The sequence below is a fragment of the Peptoclostridium sp. genome (genome assembly GCF_009881055.1).
Classification (GTDB): Bacteria; Bacillota; Clostridia; order Peptostreptococcales; family Peptostreptococcaceae; genus Peptoclostridium_A.
This window is the reverse complement of record NZ_WXFG01000021.1, coordinates 1-19,539: the sequence shown is the minus strand read 5'-3', so window position 1 is coordinate 19,539 and position 19,539 is coordinate 1. Positions and strand designations below refer to the sequence as shown.

General features: G+C 45.0%; 20 protein-coding genes and 1 pseudogene. All 21 read right to left on the bottom strand.

Features of this window, described 5'->3' with window-relative positions; translation table 11 throughout:
- Positions 1–9: 9 nt before the first annotated feature.
- Positions 10–1,020, bottom strand: a complete 1,011-nt coding sequence (galE, locus tag GT589_RS05085) for a UDP-glucose 4-epimerase GalE (RefSeq protein WP_293396967.1) — start codon at positions 1,018–1,020, stop codon at positions 10–12.
- A gap of 79 nt (positions 1,021–1,099) precedes the next feature.
- On the bottom strand, positions 1,100–1,804 hold the full coding sequence (locus GT589_RS05080) for an L-ribulose-5-phosphate 4-epimerase (protein ID WP_293396964.1): 705 nt from the start codon (positions 1,802–1,804) through the stop codon (positions 1,100–1,102).
- 184 nt (positions 1,805–1,988) lie between these two features.
- Complete coding sequence (locus GT589_RS05075; protein WP_293396961.1) at positions 1,989–4,964, bottom strand: Ig-like domain-containing protein; 2,976 nt, start codon at positions 4,962–4,964, stop codon at positions 1,989–1,991.
- 14 nt (positions 4,965–4,978) lie between these two features.
- Positions 4,979–5,416, bottom strand: a complete 438-nt coding sequence (locus GT589_RS05070; protein WP_293397094.1) for a VanZ family protein — start codon at positions 5,414–5,416, stop codon at positions 4,979–4,981.
- Positions 5,417–5,783: 367 nt separating this feature from the next.
- Entirely contained in the window at positions 5,784–6,878 is a 1,095-nt protein-coding gene (locus GT589_RS05065) for an RNA-guided endonuclease InsQ/TnpB family protein (RefSeq protein WP_293396958.1), read from the bottom strand.
- Between the two features lie 4 nt (positions 6,879–6,882).
- A complete protein-coding gene (tnpA, locus tag GT589_RS05060; protein WP_293396954.1) occupies positions 6,883–7,290 on the bottom strand; it encodes an IS200/IS605 family transposase in 408 nt (135 codons plus the stop codon).
- Between the two features lie 143 nt (positions 7,291–7,433).
- Complete coding sequence (locus tag GT589_RS05055; RefSeq protein WP_293396951.1) at positions 7,434–8,411, bottom strand: S-layer homology domain-containing protein; 978 nt, start codon at positions 8,409–8,411, stop codon at positions 7,434–7,436.
- Positions 8,412–8,549: 138 nt separating this feature from the next.
- On the bottom strand, positions 8,550–9,188 hold the full coding sequence (locus GT589_RS05050) for a dienelactone hydrolase family protein (RefSeq protein ID WP_293396948.1): 639 nt from the start codon (positions 9,186–9,188) through the stop codon (positions 8,550–8,552).
- An 89-nt stretch (positions 9,189–9,277) separates the two neighbouring features.
- On the bottom strand, positions 9,278–10,111 hold the full coding sequence (locus tag GT589_RS05045; protein ID WP_293396945.1) for an EFR1 family ferrodoxin: 834 nt from the start codon (positions 10,109–10,111) through the stop codon (positions 9,278–9,280).
- A 22-nt stretch (positions 10,112–10,133) separates the two neighbouring features.
- Positions 10,134–10,379 carry a transposase gene (locus GT589_RS05040; protein ID WP_293396942.1) on the bottom strand — a complete coding sequence of 82 codons (246 nt, stop codon included), beginning with the start codon at positions 10,377–10,379 and terminating at the stop codon, positions 10,134–10,136.
- Positions 10,380–10,446: 67 nt separating this feature from the next.
- Positions 10,447–10,635, bottom strand: coding sequence for a helix-turn-helix domain-containing protein (locus GT589_RS05035; RefSeq protein ID WP_293396939.1), 189 nt, complete (start codon positions 10,633–10,635; stop codon positions 10,447–10,449).
- Between the two features lie 124 nt (positions 10,636–10,759).
- Positions 10,760–12,223 (bottom strand): glucose-6-phosphate dehydrogenase, encoded by a 1,464-nt coding sequence (gene zwf / locus GT589_RS05030; RefSeq protein ID WP_293396937.1) that lies wholly within the window; start codon positions 12,221–12,223, stop codon positions 10,760–10,762.
- Between the two features lie 16 nt (positions 12,224–12,239).
- A complete protein-coding gene (gnd, locus tag GT589_RS05025; RefSeq protein WP_293396934.1) occupies positions 12,240–13,133 on the bottom strand; it encodes a phosphogluconate dehydrogenase (NAD(+)-dependent, decarboxylating) in 894 nt (297 codons plus the stop codon).
- A 367-nt stretch (positions 13,134–13,500) separates the two neighbouring features.
- The gene (locus GT589_RS10105; protein WP_442952077.1) at positions 13,501–13,728 is read right to left on the bottom strand and encodes a zinc ribbon domain-containing protein; all 228 of its coding nucleotides are present in this window, start codon (positions 13,726–13,728) and stop codon (positions 13,501–13,503) included.
- A gap of 114 nt (positions 13,729–13,842) precedes the next feature.
- Positions 13,843–14,733 (bottom strand): copper amine oxidase N-terminal domain-containing protein, encoded by an 891-nt coding sequence (locus tag GT589_RS05020; RefSeq protein ID WP_293396931.1) that lies wholly within the window; start codon positions 14,731–14,733, stop codon positions 13,843–13,845.
- A 283-nt stretch (positions 14,734–15,016) separates the two neighbouring features.
- A pseudogene (locus GT589_RS05015) lies at positions 15,017–15,160 on the bottom strand (ATP-binding protein); the annotation flags it as partial.
- Between the two features lie 120 nt (positions 15,161–15,280).
- Positions 15,281–15,688 carry a type VII toxin-antitoxin system HepT family RNase toxin gene (gene hepT, locus GT589_RS05010; RefSeq protein ID WP_293396928.1) on the bottom strand — a complete coding sequence of 136 codons (408 nt, stop codon included), beginning with the start codon at positions 15,686–15,688 and terminating at the stop codon, positions 15,281–15,283.
- The gene (gene mntA / locus GT589_RS05005; RefSeq protein ID WP_293396925.1) at positions 15,681–16,076 is read right to left on the bottom strand and encodes a type VII toxin-antitoxin system MntA family adenylyltransferase antitoxin; all 396 of its coding nucleotides are present in this window, start codon (positions 16,074–16,076) and stop codon (positions 15,681–15,683) included. Before mntA ends, hepT begins: the two co-directional genes overlap by 8 nt.
- A 268-nt stretch (positions 16,077–16,344) precedes the next feature.
- Entirely contained in the window at positions 16,345–17,088 is a 744-nt protein-coding gene (gene istB, locus GT589_RS05000; RefSeq protein WP_293396922.1) for an IS21-like element helper ATPase IstB, read from the bottom strand.
- Entirely contained in the window at positions 17,088–18,629 is a 1,542-nt protein-coding gene (gene istA / locus GT589_RS04995) for an IS21 family transposase (RefSeq protein WP_293396919.1), read from the bottom strand. The genes istB and istA overlap by 1 nt, the downstream gene beginning before the upstream one ends.
- 257 nt (positions 18,630–18,886) lie before the next feature.
- Positions 18,887–19,357, bottom strand: coding sequence for a leucine-rich repeat domain-containing protein (locus GT589_RS04990; protein WP_293396916.1), 471 nt, complete (start codon positions 19,355–19,357; stop codon positions 18,887–18,889).
- Positions 19,358–19,539 lie beyond the last annotated feature (182 nt).

The following is a 19,539-nucleotide window of genomic DNA, read 5'->3' as shown; positions in this document are numbered from 1 at the left end:
TGCAGACGGCTAATCATACCCGTTCGGATTGTTTTTCTGCCAGTTCCAGGAATCTTTGCACATATCCCCAAGTCCCTTGCTTGCCCTCCAATCGAGCTCAAGTGAAGCCTTCGTCGGATCAGCATAGCAGATTGCCACATCGCCTGGTCTCCTGCCTGTTATGACATAAGGTATTTTGCATCCCGTAGCCTGCTCGAAATTTTTCACCACATCAAGCACACTGTAGCCCGTTCCGGTTCCAAGGTTGTAGGCCGCCACTCCTGAAGTGCTCATTTTTTTCTCGAGCGCCCTAATGTGCCCTTTAGCCAAATCTACAACATGAATATAGTCCCTGACTCCGGTGCCATCGTGTGTTTCATAGTCGCTGCCGTATACGCTAAGCTTTTCTCGTTTACCCACAGCCACCTGGGTTATATAAGGCATGAGGTTGTTTGGTATGTCGTTTGGATCTTCGCCTATTTTCCCGCTCTCGTGAGCACCAAGAGGGTTGAAATATCTCAATAATACAACGCTCCACTCCGGATCAGACACATACGCATCGCGGAGTATATCCTCTATTATGAGCTTGGTTCGACCGTAAGGATTTACAGCACCAAGAGGCATATCCTCAGTCAGGGGCGGAACATCACCGGCTCCGTAGACTGTAGCCGATGAACTGAATACAATCTTCTTCACGCCGTGCTTTTGCATGACCTCGCACAGCACGATAGTTCCAATAACGTTGTTGCGGTAATATCTCAGAGGCATCGCTACCGACTCGGCAACCGCCTTAAGCCCTGCAAAATGAATAACTGCATCTATACTGTTTTCGCAGAACACCCTATCGAGACCTTCTCTGTCTAGAATGTCCACTTCATAGAAACTTAGAGATTTTCCGGTTATCTCCTGCACCCTCTTTAGCGCTTCATACTTACTGTTTGAAAAATTATCCACAACGACGACGTCATAGCCCGATTCGAGCAGCTCAACGCATGTATGACTCCCAATATAGCCTGCTCCGCCTGTTACAAGCACCGCCATTTCTACCCCTCCATTTCAAAAAACAATAAATTTTATTTTCAGCTTCAAATTTTTTATATGATTACCTTTTACAGTGTTATTACTGCCGGTCATTAAAGTTTTGTCCATAATACGCGTCACTTCCATGCTTTCTCAGAAAATGCTTGTCCATTAAAGACTGTTGGATTTTTTCAACCCTATTGTTCACTTGCTCTGTATAATAGGCCATCTTCGCGACTTTTTCCAACACAACCGCCCTGTGAATCGCGTCATTCACGTCCTTTCCCCATGTGAAGGGTCCGTGATTGGCACAAAGCACACCAGGCACATGCATGGGATTTATGTCTTTAAACGCTTCGACAACAGCAACTCCTGTATTTTTCTCATATCCCTCTTCCATTTCATCTGGAGTCAAGTCTCGTGTACATGGGATATCCCCATAGAAGTAGTCCGAATGGGTTGTTCCGTAGCTTGGGATGCACCTTCTTGCCTGCGCCCATACCGTGCCCCATGTCGAATGCGTGTGAACAATCCCTCCGATTTCGGGGAAAGCTCTATATAATTCTAAATGTGTGGCTGTATCAGACGATGGCCGCAGATTTCCCTCCACTATTTTGCCATTCAAATCCACAACCACCATATCCTCAGGTTTTAGGATGTTATAATCCACGCCACTAGGCTTTATGACAAATAAGCCTCGCTCCCTGTCAATGCCGCTGACATTCCCCCATGTAAATATGACCAGTTTGCGCCTAGGAAGCTCCTTATTAGCCTCGCAGACCTCTTTTTTCAGTTTTTCCAGCATATATACCCCCTCTCGGACTTTTTGAATGCAAAAAGCTTCTATTATTTGATTACTTTCTTCATACCCAAGAATAAACATAAATCTCATAGTTGCTTCACTAATCTCAAAAAGCAAAAGACCTCGGATTACAGATCCGAGGTCTTTTGCTTTTTGAGATTATCATGCAGCGCAAGCGCCATTTCCCCTACCAACCCATCTTTATTCCCTGGGTCAGATACTCTCCTTTCATCGACTTCACCTTTGGCGTTATAACCAGAGTGTAGGTATCGCCTTCTGCGAAGCCGTCAGTATTCAGCATGTGTATGTACTGGCCTGCTTCATCTTCCTCCACTGTTGGCACAATAAAGTCCAGCTTCTGACCGCTGCCATCGAGTATATACACATTGTCGCTGTTTACACTGCCCGGATCGACAGGCTCCGAAAGCCTTATCCTCCAGCTTTTTTCTCTTTCGACATCCGAAGGAGTATCCCTCCAGTTGTCATAGCTTTGATAGCTGTCAGCCACCATAACCTTGCAGGTACTTGTTTTGCCTCCATCGGCCGTTGTAACTGTTATTATTGCCACGCCTGGCTTGTTTGCTATTATGCTTCCACTATTGCTCACTGAAACCACGCTTTCATTCGAACTTTTCCAGCTTACCGTCTTGTTGTCAGCAGTTGTAGGCTGGATGTACGCCCCCAAGTTCAGAGTATTCCCAACCTGAAGGTCGAGTCCCGCGCTGTCAAGGTAGCCTCCCCTGTCGGCGTCTATTATTCGAACAGCGTCTACATTTGAAGTATAGTCCTCATAATTTTTATATCTTGCTCTCATATCGTAGAGAAGTTTAGAAATCGGATATCCCGCAAGATATATCTCTTCTCTTTGCTCCTGATAGAATGAGTTTGTCAACCCCAGCCACTCCAAGCTTTCATGCCTGTTGAGGTACGCCTCATGCATATTGTCGAACTCCCCGTCCGACAGCGCCATTATGTTTTGCCTTTCCCTCTCGAGCTCCTCTGTCAGCATGAGTATTTGATAGTAAAACGGAGTCTTGAGACTGAGCTTTTCTATTATGAAATTGGCGTTTGAGACCGAATATTTCCTGTCCAGATATTTGCCCGCATACTTTTCAAAATTATTGAACTCGGCCATTATATCACTTGAAGACATGACTTTTACACCTGTTGCATAGTTCGTGTTTTCCCCTACAATGCCACCTATCTTCTCGTCCAGAGCCTGCCTGTCATGCATCATATTGTTCTTGCCTATTTCTATCTTTCTTAGCAGGCTCAGTTCGTTTTTCCTCAATTCCCTGAGCTCCGCCATGATCTGCCTGGCCTTGGCTGCCCTGCTCTCTTCAGGAAGATTCCATATAATCTGAGCTATGGCGTAATCGTCTATAGCCGCGGGAAGGCTATCCAGGCTTACCTCTCCAAAATAAGGGCTTGAGTTGTAAAGGTCCACAAGAGAATCTACTGCGTTTATATAGTATATTATGCTGTTTTCAAGATTGCTCTTTAGGCTGTCATACTCTGACATCTTGCCCGAGGTGCTCGACTTTATCTCGCTGGTTACCTCCTTGAAGTAAGAGACCACATTGTCCATCACGTCTATTTCATTTGATATGTTCTCAGTGAAGTCTTCCAGGGTCGTTCCTCCCATTTCCTTGAGCTCTATCAGCTCCATGATTTTCTGTGTAGGATTATAGAAAGAGCCCGCGGTATAATTATATATGGATGTGTTCAGGTTGATATCGGTATAAGCACTAAGGCCGTTGGCTCTGGCCTTAAGATCGTTCCACTTTGCCAGCTCCTCCTGCATAAGGGTATCCAGCTTGGCTTCATACTCCTCCAGCTTATCCTGGTTTTCTGAAAGGCTCTGTTCCATGTATGCCCTTTCCGAGTCTATTGCAGCCTCAATAGCTTCAAGATCCTCACGGTTGTATGCATTCACCGGATTAAGATGGCTGTAGTCTGTGAACGAGCCTATGGTCATGCCCTCAGTATCTATAATCAGAGCGCTGTTTATGTAGAACTCCCCGCCCGTGTATCCCGGATCGAGAATGCGGTAGGCTTCCTTTCTCTTTTCTATCAGCTCCTGCGAGAAGCTTTCGACATCCTGCATCAGCTGCCCACTGTGTTGGGCTACTATTGAGTCCAGATTCTCGTCCAATGGGTCTATGCCGTAGTCATAGTACATCGAATAATCTCCCACTGCCGCTTCATGAAGAGACCTCTGATTAGTAAAATTAGTCTGCAGCTGCTGCTTTTGAGCGTTTGAAGCCTCCTGGAGCTGCTGGTGCTCGGCTTTTGCTGCCGCAAGCTCAGTTTCGATTTCATCCATGCAGTCCTCTGATATCTTTTCCAGACCGTCTATAACCTCCCAGAACTTGTCAAGCACAATACCCACGTCCTGAGTTTCGTCGTAATTGTAGTCGTCATATATGCCCTTGAGCCTGTCGTATACAAGGCCTATGCCGTCCACGGCCGGCCCTGTGAACCGCTGCACAGCCGTCGCCGAAACAACAGGCACAAATGAATTTGAAACAATAAGCTCTATAAGCGGCTTCGAGCCTCCCTTTATGGCGTTGCCCACCTGAAGCGTCTTCATCCTGACGAGCTTCTGGTAAGCGTCAGAGCCTATGTTGTAGAGCATCTCTATCTTAGTAAGCCTCTCATTTAGCCTTTTGTACTCCTCCGTGGCCTTTGTGGCCTCTGTAAACTCGAACATCGGCTGCACCGAGTTCACATACTCTCCGTACGCCGCGTCATACCCTCCGGTGTAGAACTCGGTAAGCTCCGGAAACTCCCTCTTTGCTATCCTGTCCTCAAACACCTGGGCCGCCTGGGTCCAACCCTGGACCTGGTTGACGTGATCTGCAATTGCGTCGCTTCCCTCTGCGCCGAACTGGTCTATCCTTGAATTTGAAGAAAAGGCATATACCCTGGCCACCTTCATCTTCTGGTCATCGTCTAGATGATTCCAAAGACTTCTGTTTATAGCCTGCCCCACCTGATCAGACCTGTATGTATTGCCGTTGAACTGATACTCCACATAGTAGTTAAGCCCCGAGCTGACGGTGCTCAGTATAGTAACCTTCTGCGGCTCCGCGCCGTAACTGGGCGCCGCCGTCGTTAGAACTAGCGTTAAAGCCAGCAGCATCGAATACAACCTTCTCATCAAATACCTCCTCGTTAGGATATTCTTTTAAATTTTTTTATTGCCGGCAACAGCCGCGCCGCAACTAACCCTATTACAACTCCCACGTTGTCCACCATAACGTCCCGCACTTCTCCGCTCCTACCCGGTATGAACGTCTGGTAGTATTCGTCCACAGCAGAAAACAGTGTCACTATTATATATGCCAGAATATAACTCCTAAAACCCTTGACTCCAGACATCCTAATACACGTTGCCACAAGCACGGCCAATACAAAGTAGTTGAACATGTGGGCGTTCTTGCGCACATAGAAGTGCAGCCTACCGTCGTCTGCTATCTGTATCTTCAGGCTCTCCTCCATTTTTTCCACCGCCGGCTCCACTCTTTCAAGCACCGCTTTGCTCTTACTGGAGGAAATATCAGCAGGGTCGCTCGAAAACGAAATAATGAGTAACATCCACCCAATGGCCATGAACAATGAAACAATTGAGACTGCTTTTTTACTTTTCAATAAAATCATCCCTTTACAAAAAAACACACGATTTGTATATCATACATTATATACTTAATTTCTTTACATATACAGCCCTTTGATATTACCATTTGACCACATGAGTTTTTACCGGTCACAGCAAAGGCGGCCTAAGGCCGCCCCTATCAATTCATTTAAACTTGTTTGTTCGCAACAAAGCTCTATTGCTCCTCAGTTTTGACACTCCCCATGGCTAAAGCCAGGGGATTCTCAGGTGATTAAAAGCAAGTTCATTTCTGGTATGCCAGTATGACCCTGAGTTAAGGGCTATGCCATTAGCCCGTCCTAAGCCAGTGCATGTAGCAGCTTAAGCTAGCGGACTGTTACCATCCGCTACAGGTGCAGATATTATGTTTCTTGCACCCAGTATGTCTCTATGAGTTGCAAAACCGCACGAGCACTTATACTTTCTGTCGACGGCATGGTTGCGAGTATTGCACGCAGGGCATGTTTGACTTGTATATCTGGGGTCTACATATTCGACCAGGATACCTTCAAGTCTTGCCTTGTACTCGATGAACTTTGCCAACCGATAGAAGCTCCACGTGTGCAGGTTCTTTTCGTTTTTACGGCTTGTTCTTGCCGTCTGGCGAATGCCAGATAGTTTCTCAAGTCGGATTACCGAAGCGTTGTTTTCTTTGGCGAAGTTAACAATCTGGCGACTTATCTTGTGGTCTTTGTCACGCATCCAACGCTGCTCCTTGTTGTTCATTTTCTTGATGGCACAGAGCTTTTTAGATTTGCCGAGATTCTTGCGCATGGAGCGGAACTTACGTTTGACGAACTTGTTTTGGCGGCCATTGCCGAAAAACCTGACCTTGCTATCTTCGGTTACAGCTACTGCAGGTATTTTCAAACCAAGGTCGACTCCAATAACTTGATAGCCAGCTGATGACGCTTCTTCGACCGTCAAAGCTATCTGTGCGATGTACTTGCCAGACTTCTTGGTTATCCTCATCGTGCCAAGCTTATTCAACAAAAGACTAGCTTGGTAGTCAGTTATTATGGCTTTTACGATAAGCCGAGTTGATTTGCCGTTATTCCAGACAGGGAACGACATATAGCCAAACTTCACAGCATAGTTTTGGTTGTTCCATATTGCCACTGGCTTTTTCAACACAGGCACTTTGATTTCCTTTTGTATGGAAGCGTCTTTTTTACTGCCAGCTTTCAAAGCTTTGGAGTATTTTTTGAATATGCTTTTTGCATCCTGAATGGCTTGATTCTTCAGGGCGCTCGGAAGCTCGGCGTTGACGCTCTTGGATGTGTATCTTGCATCATCATCCGCTAGGTAGCCGCTTACTATGCTGTTTGCAGTATCAATATATTCTTGTAGCGTTTTATTAAGCAAAGTTTCCTGCTCCTTGGTTGGCAACAGTTTTATTTGTGCGGTTACTTGCATGATATCACCCCCTCTGAGAAGTCTTTTGGCTTTCGATATATTGCTTGATTATTGATATTGGAGCGCCACCGACAGTTGAAACAAAATAGGAATTTGTCCAAAGCGTCGGTAGTTTAGTTGTTAGTGCAGGAAACTCCTTTCGTAGTATTCTGGATGTTCTGCCTTTAATGGCTTTAATCAGTTTGTGGATTCCAAATTGCGGGTCTACTTCTACAAGCAAATGCACATGATCTGGCATTAGCTCGAGTTCGATAAGCTCTGCTTGTAGCTCGCTACAAATATCTCTGATCAGCTCCTTGAGGCGACATTCGATTTCGCCAACAAGAACTTTTCGACGGTACTTGGGACACCAGACCACATGATACTTGCACGAATATACAATGTTGTTATTTGATTTGTATGATGTATTCATACTTGTATTATATGGCAATTAGCTATATAATACAAGCGCAAAACATAATACACGCCTTATATCCCCATAGCTAAAGCTAGGGGCTTTATGGCGCTTTTACGGTAAAAAAAAGCCCGGCATTGGCCAGGCTTTAGAATTACTCTTTACTGCGTTTCAAGCAATCTTTCTATTATTGTTGCAGCCTCGGCTCTTGTGGCAGTTTCGGCAGGTGCTATCCTATCTGCCTGCTTTCCCTTTATGAGCCCTAGCATTAAAGCCTTTTCCATTCTCTCTCTTGCCCACTGAGAAACAGTATCCCAATCTTTGTATATCTGAATTCTATCCCTAAGCTGGTCCTGATCCATCTGCATGTCCTGAAGCTTCAGGGCGTCAACCATCATCTTGACCATCTGTTCCCTTGTGATCTTGCCATTTGGGTTGAATGTGTCCTCGTCCACGCCTTCAACTATTCCGTTGGCATAGGCGCTTATGACATAGCTGTAGAACCAGTCGCCCTGATTGACATCAGCAAAGGCCGGAGTCTTTGCTCCCTCAGGCATTTTTATCTCAAGACCTCTTACAAGAAGTGCCACAAACTCAGCTCTTGTAACCGTGCCTTCAGGATCGTATGTCACATCGTCCCTTCCGCTTACAGCTCCGATTCCTGCAAGCTTGGCGACAGTGTTTTCAGCCCAGTGCCCATTCATATCCTTGAATCTGTAGTTCATCTGCTTGGATAGTTCATAATATTTGAGGGCTATCTGCCTGATGGCATCGTAGTCCTCAGACTCCATAGCCTCCATCATGGCATCTATGTCCTGGCTATTCATCGCCTTTAGGATAACAAGCTGGGATATTATCTCGTCAGGGTCGTATCCCGCATCAATGGCCATGTTTCTAAGCTCCTCTGTCAGCTGAAGCCTTATGGCGTTTTGAAGACCCGCCACATCAGGCTTTTCCTTGTCCATATATAGCCTGAAGGTTTCTCTTACAGTTTCTCTGTACTCGGCATTTCCCTCTTTTTTCGCCTCATTAATTACTCCCTGAATGCCTCCATTTTGAGGACCTGCCGCATATGCCATAGCCCCGCTGCTTATCATAAGCCCTACTAGCGCTGCCGACACCATTCTTTTAATATTCATGTAATCACCTGTCCTTTCATGGTCTGACTCCCATCACAGAAACAGCTTCCTGTGAAACCGCGCCCACGCACTTTACGTCATCTCCAGGCACTTTCCACCAACATTTCAGCATTGTATTCTATACATACCCCCTAAGGTCTATTTTAAATATTTTTTAAACCACTCCGAGGCAAGCTCGGCAACGCTTTCGAGTGCTCCTCGTTCCTCGAAGAGATGGCCCGCCCTTGGAACGATTTTAAGCTCCTTGGGTGCCGTTATTTTTTCATACGCCTTTTCGTTAAGCTCCAATACCGTGTAGTCGTGTCCGCCCACAATAAAAAGTGTAGGTGATTTTACCCTCTCAAGGTCACTCCATGCCATATCCGGGCGCCCTCCACGCGAAACCACTGCTCCGATTTCATCCCCAAGCGCCGCCGCGGCCTCTATAGCTGCTGCTGCCCCGGTGCTGGCTCCAAAATAACCTATCGAAAGCAATCTCGTATTTTCCTGTTCCTGTATCCATTTTGTAGCCGCAAGCAGACGCCTCGTCAGCAGGGGTATATCAAAGCGTCCCTCATAGACCCTGTCCTCCTGAGGAGTCATAAGGTCCATCAGCAGCGTTCCAAGACCATGCTTTCTCAAAACCTCTGCCACGTAGGTGTTGCGGGGACTGAACCTGCTGCTGCCGCTTCCATGTGCGAATATCACAATGCCGCTCGCTCCCTGCGGAATATCCAATATTCCCGGCAGCATCACATTCCCATCGGGTATCATGACAGAAACTTCTCTCTTGTCCATACAATCCACCGTCCTTTCTCAATTGAAACCATATTGCACGAATCTAACTATGGATTACACACCCTGCCGAAATGAGAGTCCTGATAGAATTATTTTGTCTGACTGGCAATGTCAGCTGCGCTTACTTGCGGGTGATGGTATCGTCCACACCTCTTTGTGTAATGCTTTACCCCTATGGCCTGCACCGGACAGTAGTTGAAGCACGCATAGCAGTAGTTGCAGTCTTCTATCACCCACTTAGGTCTGCCGTCAATCATTTTGATCCTGTTCGTGGTGCATACGTCCTGGCATATTCCGCAACCTGTGCAGCAATCATCCAGCAGGAAATCCAGCTTGGGCCTGGATTTTTCACCAATGCGCCACAGCAACTTCATAAGGCCATAGACGATTTTATTGCTTTTCGAAGAAAGCCTGTATACGTTTTTCCTCTCCTTGCCCAGGACGCTGCGGGCAATGCCCTCCGACTGGAAGGCCGCCATTTTCAGTTTGAGGCCTGTGATATCAGGAGTTATGTCCAGCTCCCAGTCCATCCTCATAAGCGGCTTAGGCGCCACGCCCTTAGGAGTGTTCATTATCATTTCCACCTCAAAATAGGCATCCAAATCAATTTGCTTCTTCTTCAAAACATTGTAGAGATGAAGTCCCGCCATGCCAGGCATGCCTGCGTGGGTTGCAACTGCAAACACATAATGTCCCAAGACAAGGTTCATAGTCTTGATAAACTTCACTACAGTTCGAGGCACAGCGTTCATGTGAACTGGACAAACAAGCCCTACCCTCTCGGTGTCGGAACCTATGCATGTCATTGCATCTACTTTTAGCATAGGAATAACGGCTGCATCCGGCAAATTCTTTGCAATACTTTTGGCAATAGCGAGGGAATTGCCCGTACCCGTGAAATAAAAAATCACAGTTTTCGCCATAACACACCTCCCGTTAAACTCGTCAAAGACTCCCTGTATCGATACCCCAAACTGGCAACTTACCTGAATATTCTCGCATATAGCCAAAATCTATTCGCCTTGATAATATGCGCTGCTCTCTTGCAAGCTTTACTTCAAGCGTTCTGAAGAACTTGGGATTCTCGTATGCTGTGCCATCTGAAAGTATGGCGAAATCTTTAAACCCTACGTCTATTCCACATGAAGAATTCGACTTGGGCAGCTCTTGCACCTTTGTTTCGACAAGCACAGATACAAAATATTTGCCGGATGGATTACGCCTTATAGTGGCACTTATAATCCTGCCAGTTATTTCTTTAGACTTGGCAAATTTGCGCAGAGCAAGAGTTATATGTCAAGCCCTTGCCTGTTTGTCTGTATTCACTGTTCCAAGCATTCAGGAAGTGATTGAACACAAAGCGGCTACAGCCTATTGTTTTGGCTATCAGTTTTCTTTGCTTGCTATTCGGATATATGCGAAGCTTGTACGCTTTGCTAACTAGCATTGCTTTTCACCTCCTGGTGTGACATATAAGGCTGATTGCTACCATTATGTTAACTTGGAGCCTGGCTCCTAGACTTTTCTTGGCTCCTAGACTTTCCCGCTAAGTTAATAAGTCGGCACATGCTTTATTTCCACCAACGCCTGCCGTCCTTTTCAAGAAGTCTGTCGGCTTCCTCCGGTCCGCTGCTTCCTGCGCTATAAAAATGCAGATTCTCCCTCTTTCTGACCTTGCAATCCAGTATTCTGTCTATGAGCATCCAAGAGCCTTCAATTTCGTCCCATCGTGCAAAGAGCGTGGAATCCCCTTCAAAGACATCGTGTATTAGCCTCTCGTACGCCTCCGGCGTGAACTTTCTAAACTCGCAACTTTTGCAGTAGCTCATGCTGAAAGGTACTATCTTGTCGAAGCTGCCGGGCTTTTTCATGTTGAACTGGAGCGATATTCCCTCCTCAGGATATATCTTTATGACCAGCAGATTTGGCTCAAGACCTTTGTAGGCCTCCAAGCCGTATATGCTTGAAAAGGCCTTGAATTCTATAACTATGCTGGCAAGCCTCTCCTTGAGTCTTTTGCCGGTTCTCACATATAAGGGTACTCCCTTCCACCTTGCGTTTGCCACGCTCAGCTTAAGCGCCGTATATGTCTCTGTTGCAGAATCCTCTGCCACACCACTTTCATGCCTATAGCCTTCAAGCTTTTTTCCGTCTATAGCGCCCTTTGTATACTGCCCTAATATCAGATTTCTGTCTATATCTTCAGGGGTTATTCCGCCGATTTTTTTTATGACCTTGACCTTCTGGTCGCGTATGTCCTCTGGATCAAGGCTTTTGGGACGCTCCATCATCACAAGGGACATGAGCTGGACTATATGGTTTTGCACCATGTCCCTAAGAGCTCCTGAGCTTTCGTAGTACTCCGCCCTGCCCTCAAGCCCCGTGTCTTCAAGTATCGAAATCTGTATGTTGTCTATGTACCTTGAGCTCCACACAGGCTCGAATATGGCATTAGTAAACCTTATACTCATTATGTTCTGTATCATCTCCTTGCCCAGGTAGTGGTCAATCCTGTATATGCCCTCCTCGGGGAACACGCCTCTGATTTCCCTGTTGAGCCTTCTGGCGCTTGCAAGACTGCTGCCAAAAGGCTTTTCTATCACCAGCCTTCTGTAGCTTCCATTACCATTTGACATTCCCGAATCCCTCAGATTTTTGACTATGGGGCCAAAATACCCAGGTGATGCTGCAAGATAATATATCCTCCCCACTGGCTTTTCATGCAATTTTTCCAAGCCCTCAAACTCTGATTCTAGCTTCATGTAATCGTCAATGTCCTTAAAGTCCAGTTTCCTGTAGTGTAGCCTGCCCTCGAACCTCTCCCACACCTGCTCGTCGTATCCGAACCTCGAATACTTTGAAGCACTGCTCTTTGCGGCGAGCCTGAACTCCTCCTCTGCAATGTCACCCCTGGATGCTGCGAATATCTTAAACCCCTCAGGGAGCATGTTTCCAAACTCGAGATTGTACAGGGCCGGCAGGAGCTTGTTCATGCTCAGATTCCCGCTTCCTCCAAACAAAACAAAAAAGCACATAATTCACCTCCACATATTACTTTGACACATCGTGTCCGCCGAACTCGCGCCTTAGCGCCGAAACCACCTTCGCAGAAAAAGAGTCATCGTCGTTTGAAGCATACCTTGCAAGCAGCGACTGGGTTATCACGCTTGCCGGCACGCCCAGCTCAAGCGCCTCCTGCACAGTCCACAGCCCTTCGCCCGAAGATGCTATTTTTCCCTTTACTCCTTCTAGCTGCGGGCAGTTTTTAAAGGCCCTCTGGCAAAGCTCCATGAGCCAACCCCTTATCACAGAGCCGCTGCTCCACACCCGTGCAAGTTTTTCATTATCCATTTCAAAACCGCTCCTTTGGATTATTTCAAAGCCCTCCCCGATGGCCTGGAGCATTCCGTATTCAATGCCGTTATGTACCATCTTGGCAAAATGGCCGCTTCCGCTCCTTCCAAGATATGCGCAGCCACCCATCACGCACAAATCCTCGAATAATGCCTCCAGCCTTTTGAAGTCCTCCTCTTCTCCGCCTATCATCATGCAGGCTCCGCTTCTTGCGCCTTCGACTCCGCCGCTTGTACCCACGTCGATAAAGCTTATGCCCCTTTCCCGGAGCTCATCGTGCCGCCTGATTGAATCCTTGTAGTGGGAGTTTCCTCCGTCTATTATTGTGTCGCCCTGGTCCATGCAATGCTTCAAGCCTTCCACGATTGATTCGACGACTTCCCCCGCCGGCACCATAATCCATACCGTCTTTTCATCTCCCAAAGCGGCGCATAGCTCTTGCAGACTTCGCGCCGTTTGTATGCCTTCTATCTCGGCCGCTTCAATGCTTGCCTGAGATATGTCGTATGCTGTCACATCATGCCCTTTATCCATCATGTTGAGCACAAGATTATGACCCATCTTTCCAAGCCCCACAACACCTAGCTTCATAATCATCCCCTCCTTACAATTATTCATTATAGCTGGCAATATCTGATGCGCTCACCTTGGGGTGGTGGTATCTCCCCTGCCGCTTTGTATGGTGCTTACGGCCTGGCATATTCCACAGGCCGTGGAGCACTCGTCGAGTATGAAGTCAATCTTTTGGCAAGCGAGTTGCCCGTACCCGCAAAATAAAAAATCCCGTTTTCGGCATAACACACCTCTATTTGTGCGGAGGACGGCTAACCCGCCTGCCTTTGATGTAATCATTTTTTCTAATGATACCCGAATGAATAAGCTTTATAAATCATCTACTACTCATTTGGATGATTTATTATTTTCCTCCAATGCATCAATTTTATGAATACTCCCCCACTTAGACTAACGCCCTGAATTGAGAGTTTCTCGCCATCAGCCAACATGTGTTTCCAACAGGCAGACAGATTTGCGTTGTATAGCTTTCGTTAATTTTAGACATACTTATGCCTTTGGCATCAAGCTTGTATTCCAGATAGATCTGAAGTTTGCCAAATGACCAGTTTGAAAGCTTTGGGTTACGAGCTTTGTGAGCAGAGTCTCTCGAATGTAGATATTTGCGGCACACAGCCTGAATAATTTCAACAAGGATGAGTACATATGTTTACTCTACCAGAACGGTATTAGAGACAGGGGGGCGTAGCTAGCGTCCCCTGTCCCGCATAAATCACTTTCCCAGATTTTATTCTTCTATCTCGATAACGCTATCATCTGCATCCCACTCAACAGTAAGTCCCATGGACTCTGCAATGAAACGCAAAGGTACTACAGTTCTGTTGTTCATAATCTCTACCGGAATGTCCAGTGAGATTGACTGTCCGTTAACTGTGGCTGTTTTTTCCTCTAGCATCAGTACAATAGTTGTACCATCCTTAGTGATTGTAACTGTTTTAGTCGCAGCATCCCACTCGACATTGGCACCAAAGCCTTCCAATATCGCCCTTACCGGTATGAGGGTTCTTCCTTCCTTAATTACAGGCGGAACATCGAACTTAAACTTTCCTACCTTGCTTATGACATTTTCAACAGGTAGAACATCCATACCCTGAGCTTCAAGCTCCTCAGTCACTTTAGCTATACCATCCATTTCCTCTTTGGTGTATTCAGCTCTTATTGCCGCCTTCATCTCGGCAAGCTTTGCTTTGAAGTCCGCTTTCGCCTTGGCAAATTCAGCTTTCAATGCAGCTATTTCACCTTCCATCAGGGCAACTGCCTCAACATTTCTCGATTCAACAGCTTCTTCATATTGCTTTTCTAGCTCCTCAAGTCGTTTCTCAAGATCGTCCTTTGCTTCCTCCAATGCGTCTTTCTCTGCTCCTAACAGATTCTTAGCCCCTTTCCAAACTTTGCCTTTTCCGTTCTCGTCGTCTCCGTCTGCATCCGCCTCAATTTCATCCGCTTCATCCTCTTCCGCATCCTGGTCAACATCCTGCACTGTGACCACATCATGAACTGTGACTACATCTTGCACCGTCACTAAATCCTGTACTGTGTCCTCATCGGCCTGCGCAAATGAACTATTGCCCAGAGCCAGCATCGAAACCATAACTACTGATAAAACTCTCTTCAACATATTGTTGCCCCCTTTTTATTTGTTTTTATTGCAATAGCTCTGCCAAAAATGCAAAGCCTTTGTATTTTAGTTTACGAATTTTCCCATGCTTTTCTGTCCCAATGGGTGAAAATAGGAATATTTCGACAGAAGCACCCCGGCTCCGCAGCTAACCATTCAATCGCCTCCATTTTGCTTGTTTGCAACGCTTAAAACGATTACATTCAATTTCGCAAAAAAAAGCCCGACATTCGCCGGGCTCTGCACTCAATACTTTACTGCGCTTCAAGCATCCTTTCTATTGTATGTCTATGCGGTCGAGTATGGGACCCGATAGCTTATGCCTGTACTTAATAACCTCATAGTCCATGCACTTGCACCTTTCTATGCCGTAGTACCCGCAGAGGCACGGGTTCATAGCCGCCACAAGCATGAAGTTACAGGGATATATGTTGAAATCCAAGACTCCTTTGATATCTCTGATTGTATTCGCTCCGTTAGTCAATTAATGTTAACATATCAGTTTACAAAAAAATGTTTAGTTGATGCCTAGCTCATAGAATTTAGGCTAAAAATATTTTAATATAGCCTTTATGAATTCATCAAAATCAGACACGTTATTCTCTATGACTTTTTCAAGTATTTCCAAATTCAGTTTTTGATAATTGTGAACCGCTATATTCCTAAATCCTATCATGCCCTTTATTTTCTTCAATATGCCTTCATCAATTATTCCGTTTTCAGCCAGGGTTTCAAACGCATCTCTGCTGTTTTGAGGTATGCCCAGTTTTTTTTCTGAAACAACATACATAGCTATGTCTATAATAGCCTCGATGGCTCTTTGTATATTAAGTATTATAGAGTCCTGTTTAGTATAATCCTTTAGATTTTCAGAATTGTCCTCGTAGACCTCGTTGATTCTGGAAATGCATCTTTCGACTATGCTCATCTTATTATACAGAACATCTTTATTCATATACTTTCCCGTTCCTTTCAATAGCATCCAAGACGACTTTTCTCTCCTCGTTCAGCTTTGCATAATCCTTGAAAATCCTTATTTCATAATTCGCCCGCATAAAGTCGTCCCTACAATATAAAACCTCTCTATTACCCACAATCTGGGCCGCAAAAACTGTGCTTGCAGATTTCAAATCTATTATCTGTACATCCCTTCCCAAATCGAAAGAAAGCTCGTTGCCCAAGACAAACAATTCGTACTCTCCAATGTCTTCTCCAACATATACAGCCAAGTCTATATCGCTATCCTCCCTTGCTTCTCCTCTTGCAAAAGAACCAAAGAGATATATGAATTCCGGATTTATCTTTTCAACTAAAAATTCAACTATCTTTTTTTTATAGTCCAAAGACAAGTACAAGCAACCGCCCCCTTCCATTTATTCCACAAATTTTATATCTTTATGACATATACCATCTGTTTTAATTATACCATAACCAGTACATCGCATAACATTTGGTCGAAAGAGCAACTATTGAATATTTCGGTGTGGCGAAGCCACCAATACGCTTTGTATTGAGCCACCTTCACGCTGAAAATGAGCCACCCTGTTGCAGGATGAACCACTAACTTCAATGGCACCAGCAACAGAGGGCTTAAACTGTTGATTGCTATTGCTATTCCTGAATTCCTTTACGCTTGCGCATAGAATCTTCTCCATCAATGAAGATGGTGTATGAATTGTGGACAATTCTGTCCAAGATGGCGTCAGCTAATGTATCTTCGCCAATCTTACCATGCCAGCCTGCGGGAGCAAACTGGGAACTGAATATTGTAGATGCCTTCTTATGTCTCGCTTCAACAATCTCCAAAAGATCTCTTGCTTCACTGTTGCTTAAAGGAACCAGAAGCCACTCGTCGAGAATGAGAAGATTTACGCGCTTATACTGCTTCATAACCTTTTGGTAAACACCTTCTCCTCTTGCTACTGCAAGTTCATTGAGCAAATCGGGAAGACGGATGTATTTAACGGTGTAGAAATTGCGACATGCTGCAATTCCAAAGGCACAGCTCATGTATGTTTTGCCTGCGCCTGAAGCTCCAAGAATGATGATGTTGTGCTTTTCCTGAATGTAATTGCATGTGGCCAAGCGGGCTATTTGTGCCTTATCGAGCTTTCTGTCGGCGTGATACTCGATGTCCTCGATACATGCGCCACTAAAATAAAGTTCTGATTTTCTAATCAGACGGGCTAGCTTATTGTTTTTCCTTCTAGCCCATTCGGTATCAACCATAAGGCCAAATCGCTCTTCAAAGGACAGATCTTTGAAGCAGGAATCCTGAAGCTGTCTGCGATATGTCTCAGCCATTGAATGGAGCCTTAGCTCATTTAGCTTAGCAATAGTAGTTTCATTCACCATTATGAGTTCCTCCCATAGTAGCCTGCTCCTCTTGTAAAACCAAAACTCGCAGTTTCTTTGCTTTCTGACGGAGGTTCCTCTTTAACGAGCTTGTCCTGCCCTGTCTTGAGGATGGTCTGAATGCTTTTGTAACTAGGGTTTGGCGTATATGACAAAGCCTTTTCGCAAGCTGCTTCAAGGCGATTTACAGAGTATTTGTCGGCCAGTTTGAGTAGCGCCATACAAGCCTTATAGCCTTGCTGCTCAATCCTGTGTGATGCCAAAATGGCCTTTACAACTATCATTGCAGATGGCCCTACGCTTTTCGCCCAGGATATGAAACGCTCCGAGTTCCATGCAGTGTATTTTTTATGGTCCTCGGGCATATGCTCAGCATTGGTGCTGTATTGTCCAGCACGGCCGTGAAGCTTCGGATGTGAACAAATACGGTGGTTGTTGAAGAAAACTTCAATTATTTTTCGTGTGATGCGCACATCAACTTTGTGCTTTATGTATTCATACGGAACGCTATAATGCATTTTATCTACGGATATGTGATAATTAAACTGTACAGTTGCTATCTTCCAGGTGGCAAGCTCGTATGGGGCTGCAGGCAGTGGTAAAAGTGCATGCTTTTCTTCTTCGATGAATGCGCTGTGCCTGCTTCCCGGTTTCTTTTGGAACGGTCTTTTGTTGAATTCATCCAATTTTGACCTTATGGCCTCATTTAATTCTCTAATAGAGAAGAACTGCTGGTTGCGCAGTGCAGCGATGATCCAAGTGGATACTATGCCGACGGTTCCCTCCACACTGGGCTTGTCTTTTGGTTTTCTAACTCTGGCTGGTATTACTGCTGTTCCATAGTGTTCCGCCATTTCATGGTATGTTTTATTTATGACTGGCGTATACCACGAAGCTTTTTCTACTCCAGTTTTCAGGTTGTCTGGAATCAGTATTCTTGTGACTCCGCCCAAAAAGTTATAGGCATTCACATGTGCGTTTATCCAGTTTTCAAGATTCCGTGAGAGAAACGCCTCAACATAGGCATACTGGCTGCAAGGTAAAACAGCAACAAATACATAGGCTTTTATCATTTCACCCGTATCGCGATCTACTATAGCAGCTGTTTGACCGGCCCAATCAACTTCTAGTTGTTCACCCGGCTTGCGGTTGATGTGCATGGTTGCCTTATTGATAGTGGCATAGTCTCGGTAAAGCTTGCAAAACTGCGTGTACATAAATGGAATCTCTTTGCTTAATCGGCAGGTTTCGCAGTATTCATTCCAAAGCAAGCTGAGTGTAACGCCGCTTTTAGCCATCTCCTTGTGTATGTACTCGTAGTCTCGAAGGCGGCGGTCGCTAGATATTACTCGTTCAGGAAACAGGCATTTGATAAGATCTGCATCGGTCATGCCTTGAGGCAGCGGCCACGAAATTTCTTTTTCTTCTGCGCTTTTTAGTGTTGTTGATACGGTGTTGCGCGAACACCCGCAGCTTGTAGCAATGCTGCGCTGACTGATTCCTTGGCTGTGAAGCCGAAGGATTTCTCGGTAATTGGTCATCCAAATGACCTCCTTGAATTTATTTACACTGCTTGGCAGTGTATAAATTCAATTTACCCTAAATAATTCGAGTGGCTCACCTTGCGTGAAACTGGCTCAATTCCGGCGCAGAGGTGGCTCTTTTGGAGCATATTATTCAACTATTCCCAAAATATAGTTTTAAGGAATAATATGATCGTTGAAAATAGAGAATCCTCTAATTCGGATTCTCTATCTCTAAGTCTAACCGTCAATTTCTAGACTTTTAGGTTTTATTTTTAATACAACTCAAAATCAACATCATATAGATTTTCATAATATCCAGCCACTGGGCTATAATCCGTAATTTGATTTCCGCCAAGCTTCAAACGACGCAGATTTATCAAATTGGAAAGTGCCGATATATCCATAATTTTATTATTATCAAGCTCTAAGTATCTTAAATTAGTCAGGCTGGCTAAAGGTGATATATCTATTATTTTATTATTAGATATATCTAATTCTTCCAAATTATTCAAATTCGCTAATCCCGATATGTCAGCCAGATCATTGTAAGACAGGTTTAAATCATTTAAATTTGTCAAATTGGCTATAGGCGATATGTCTGCTAGCCGAGTTCCAAAAATGCTCAAATGTTCCAAGTTGGTTAAATTAGACAGCGGCGACACATCCATTATTTCACTTTCAATTATTATTTCATTTCCGCCAATTACCAAATCCGAAAAATGTAACCATCTCAAATTAATCAAATTTGAAAGCTCCGACATATCCATTGGCTCATTATAGCTAAGTGTTTTTGCTAGCTTGAACTGGCTTTCATTTGCTCATGGTCAATGACCAGGAGCAAATATTTCTGCTCTCTTGTTTTGTCATAAAGAGTCCGATAGAATACTAGTAAAAACTGGTATCGAGGTGAAATAAAAAAACACCA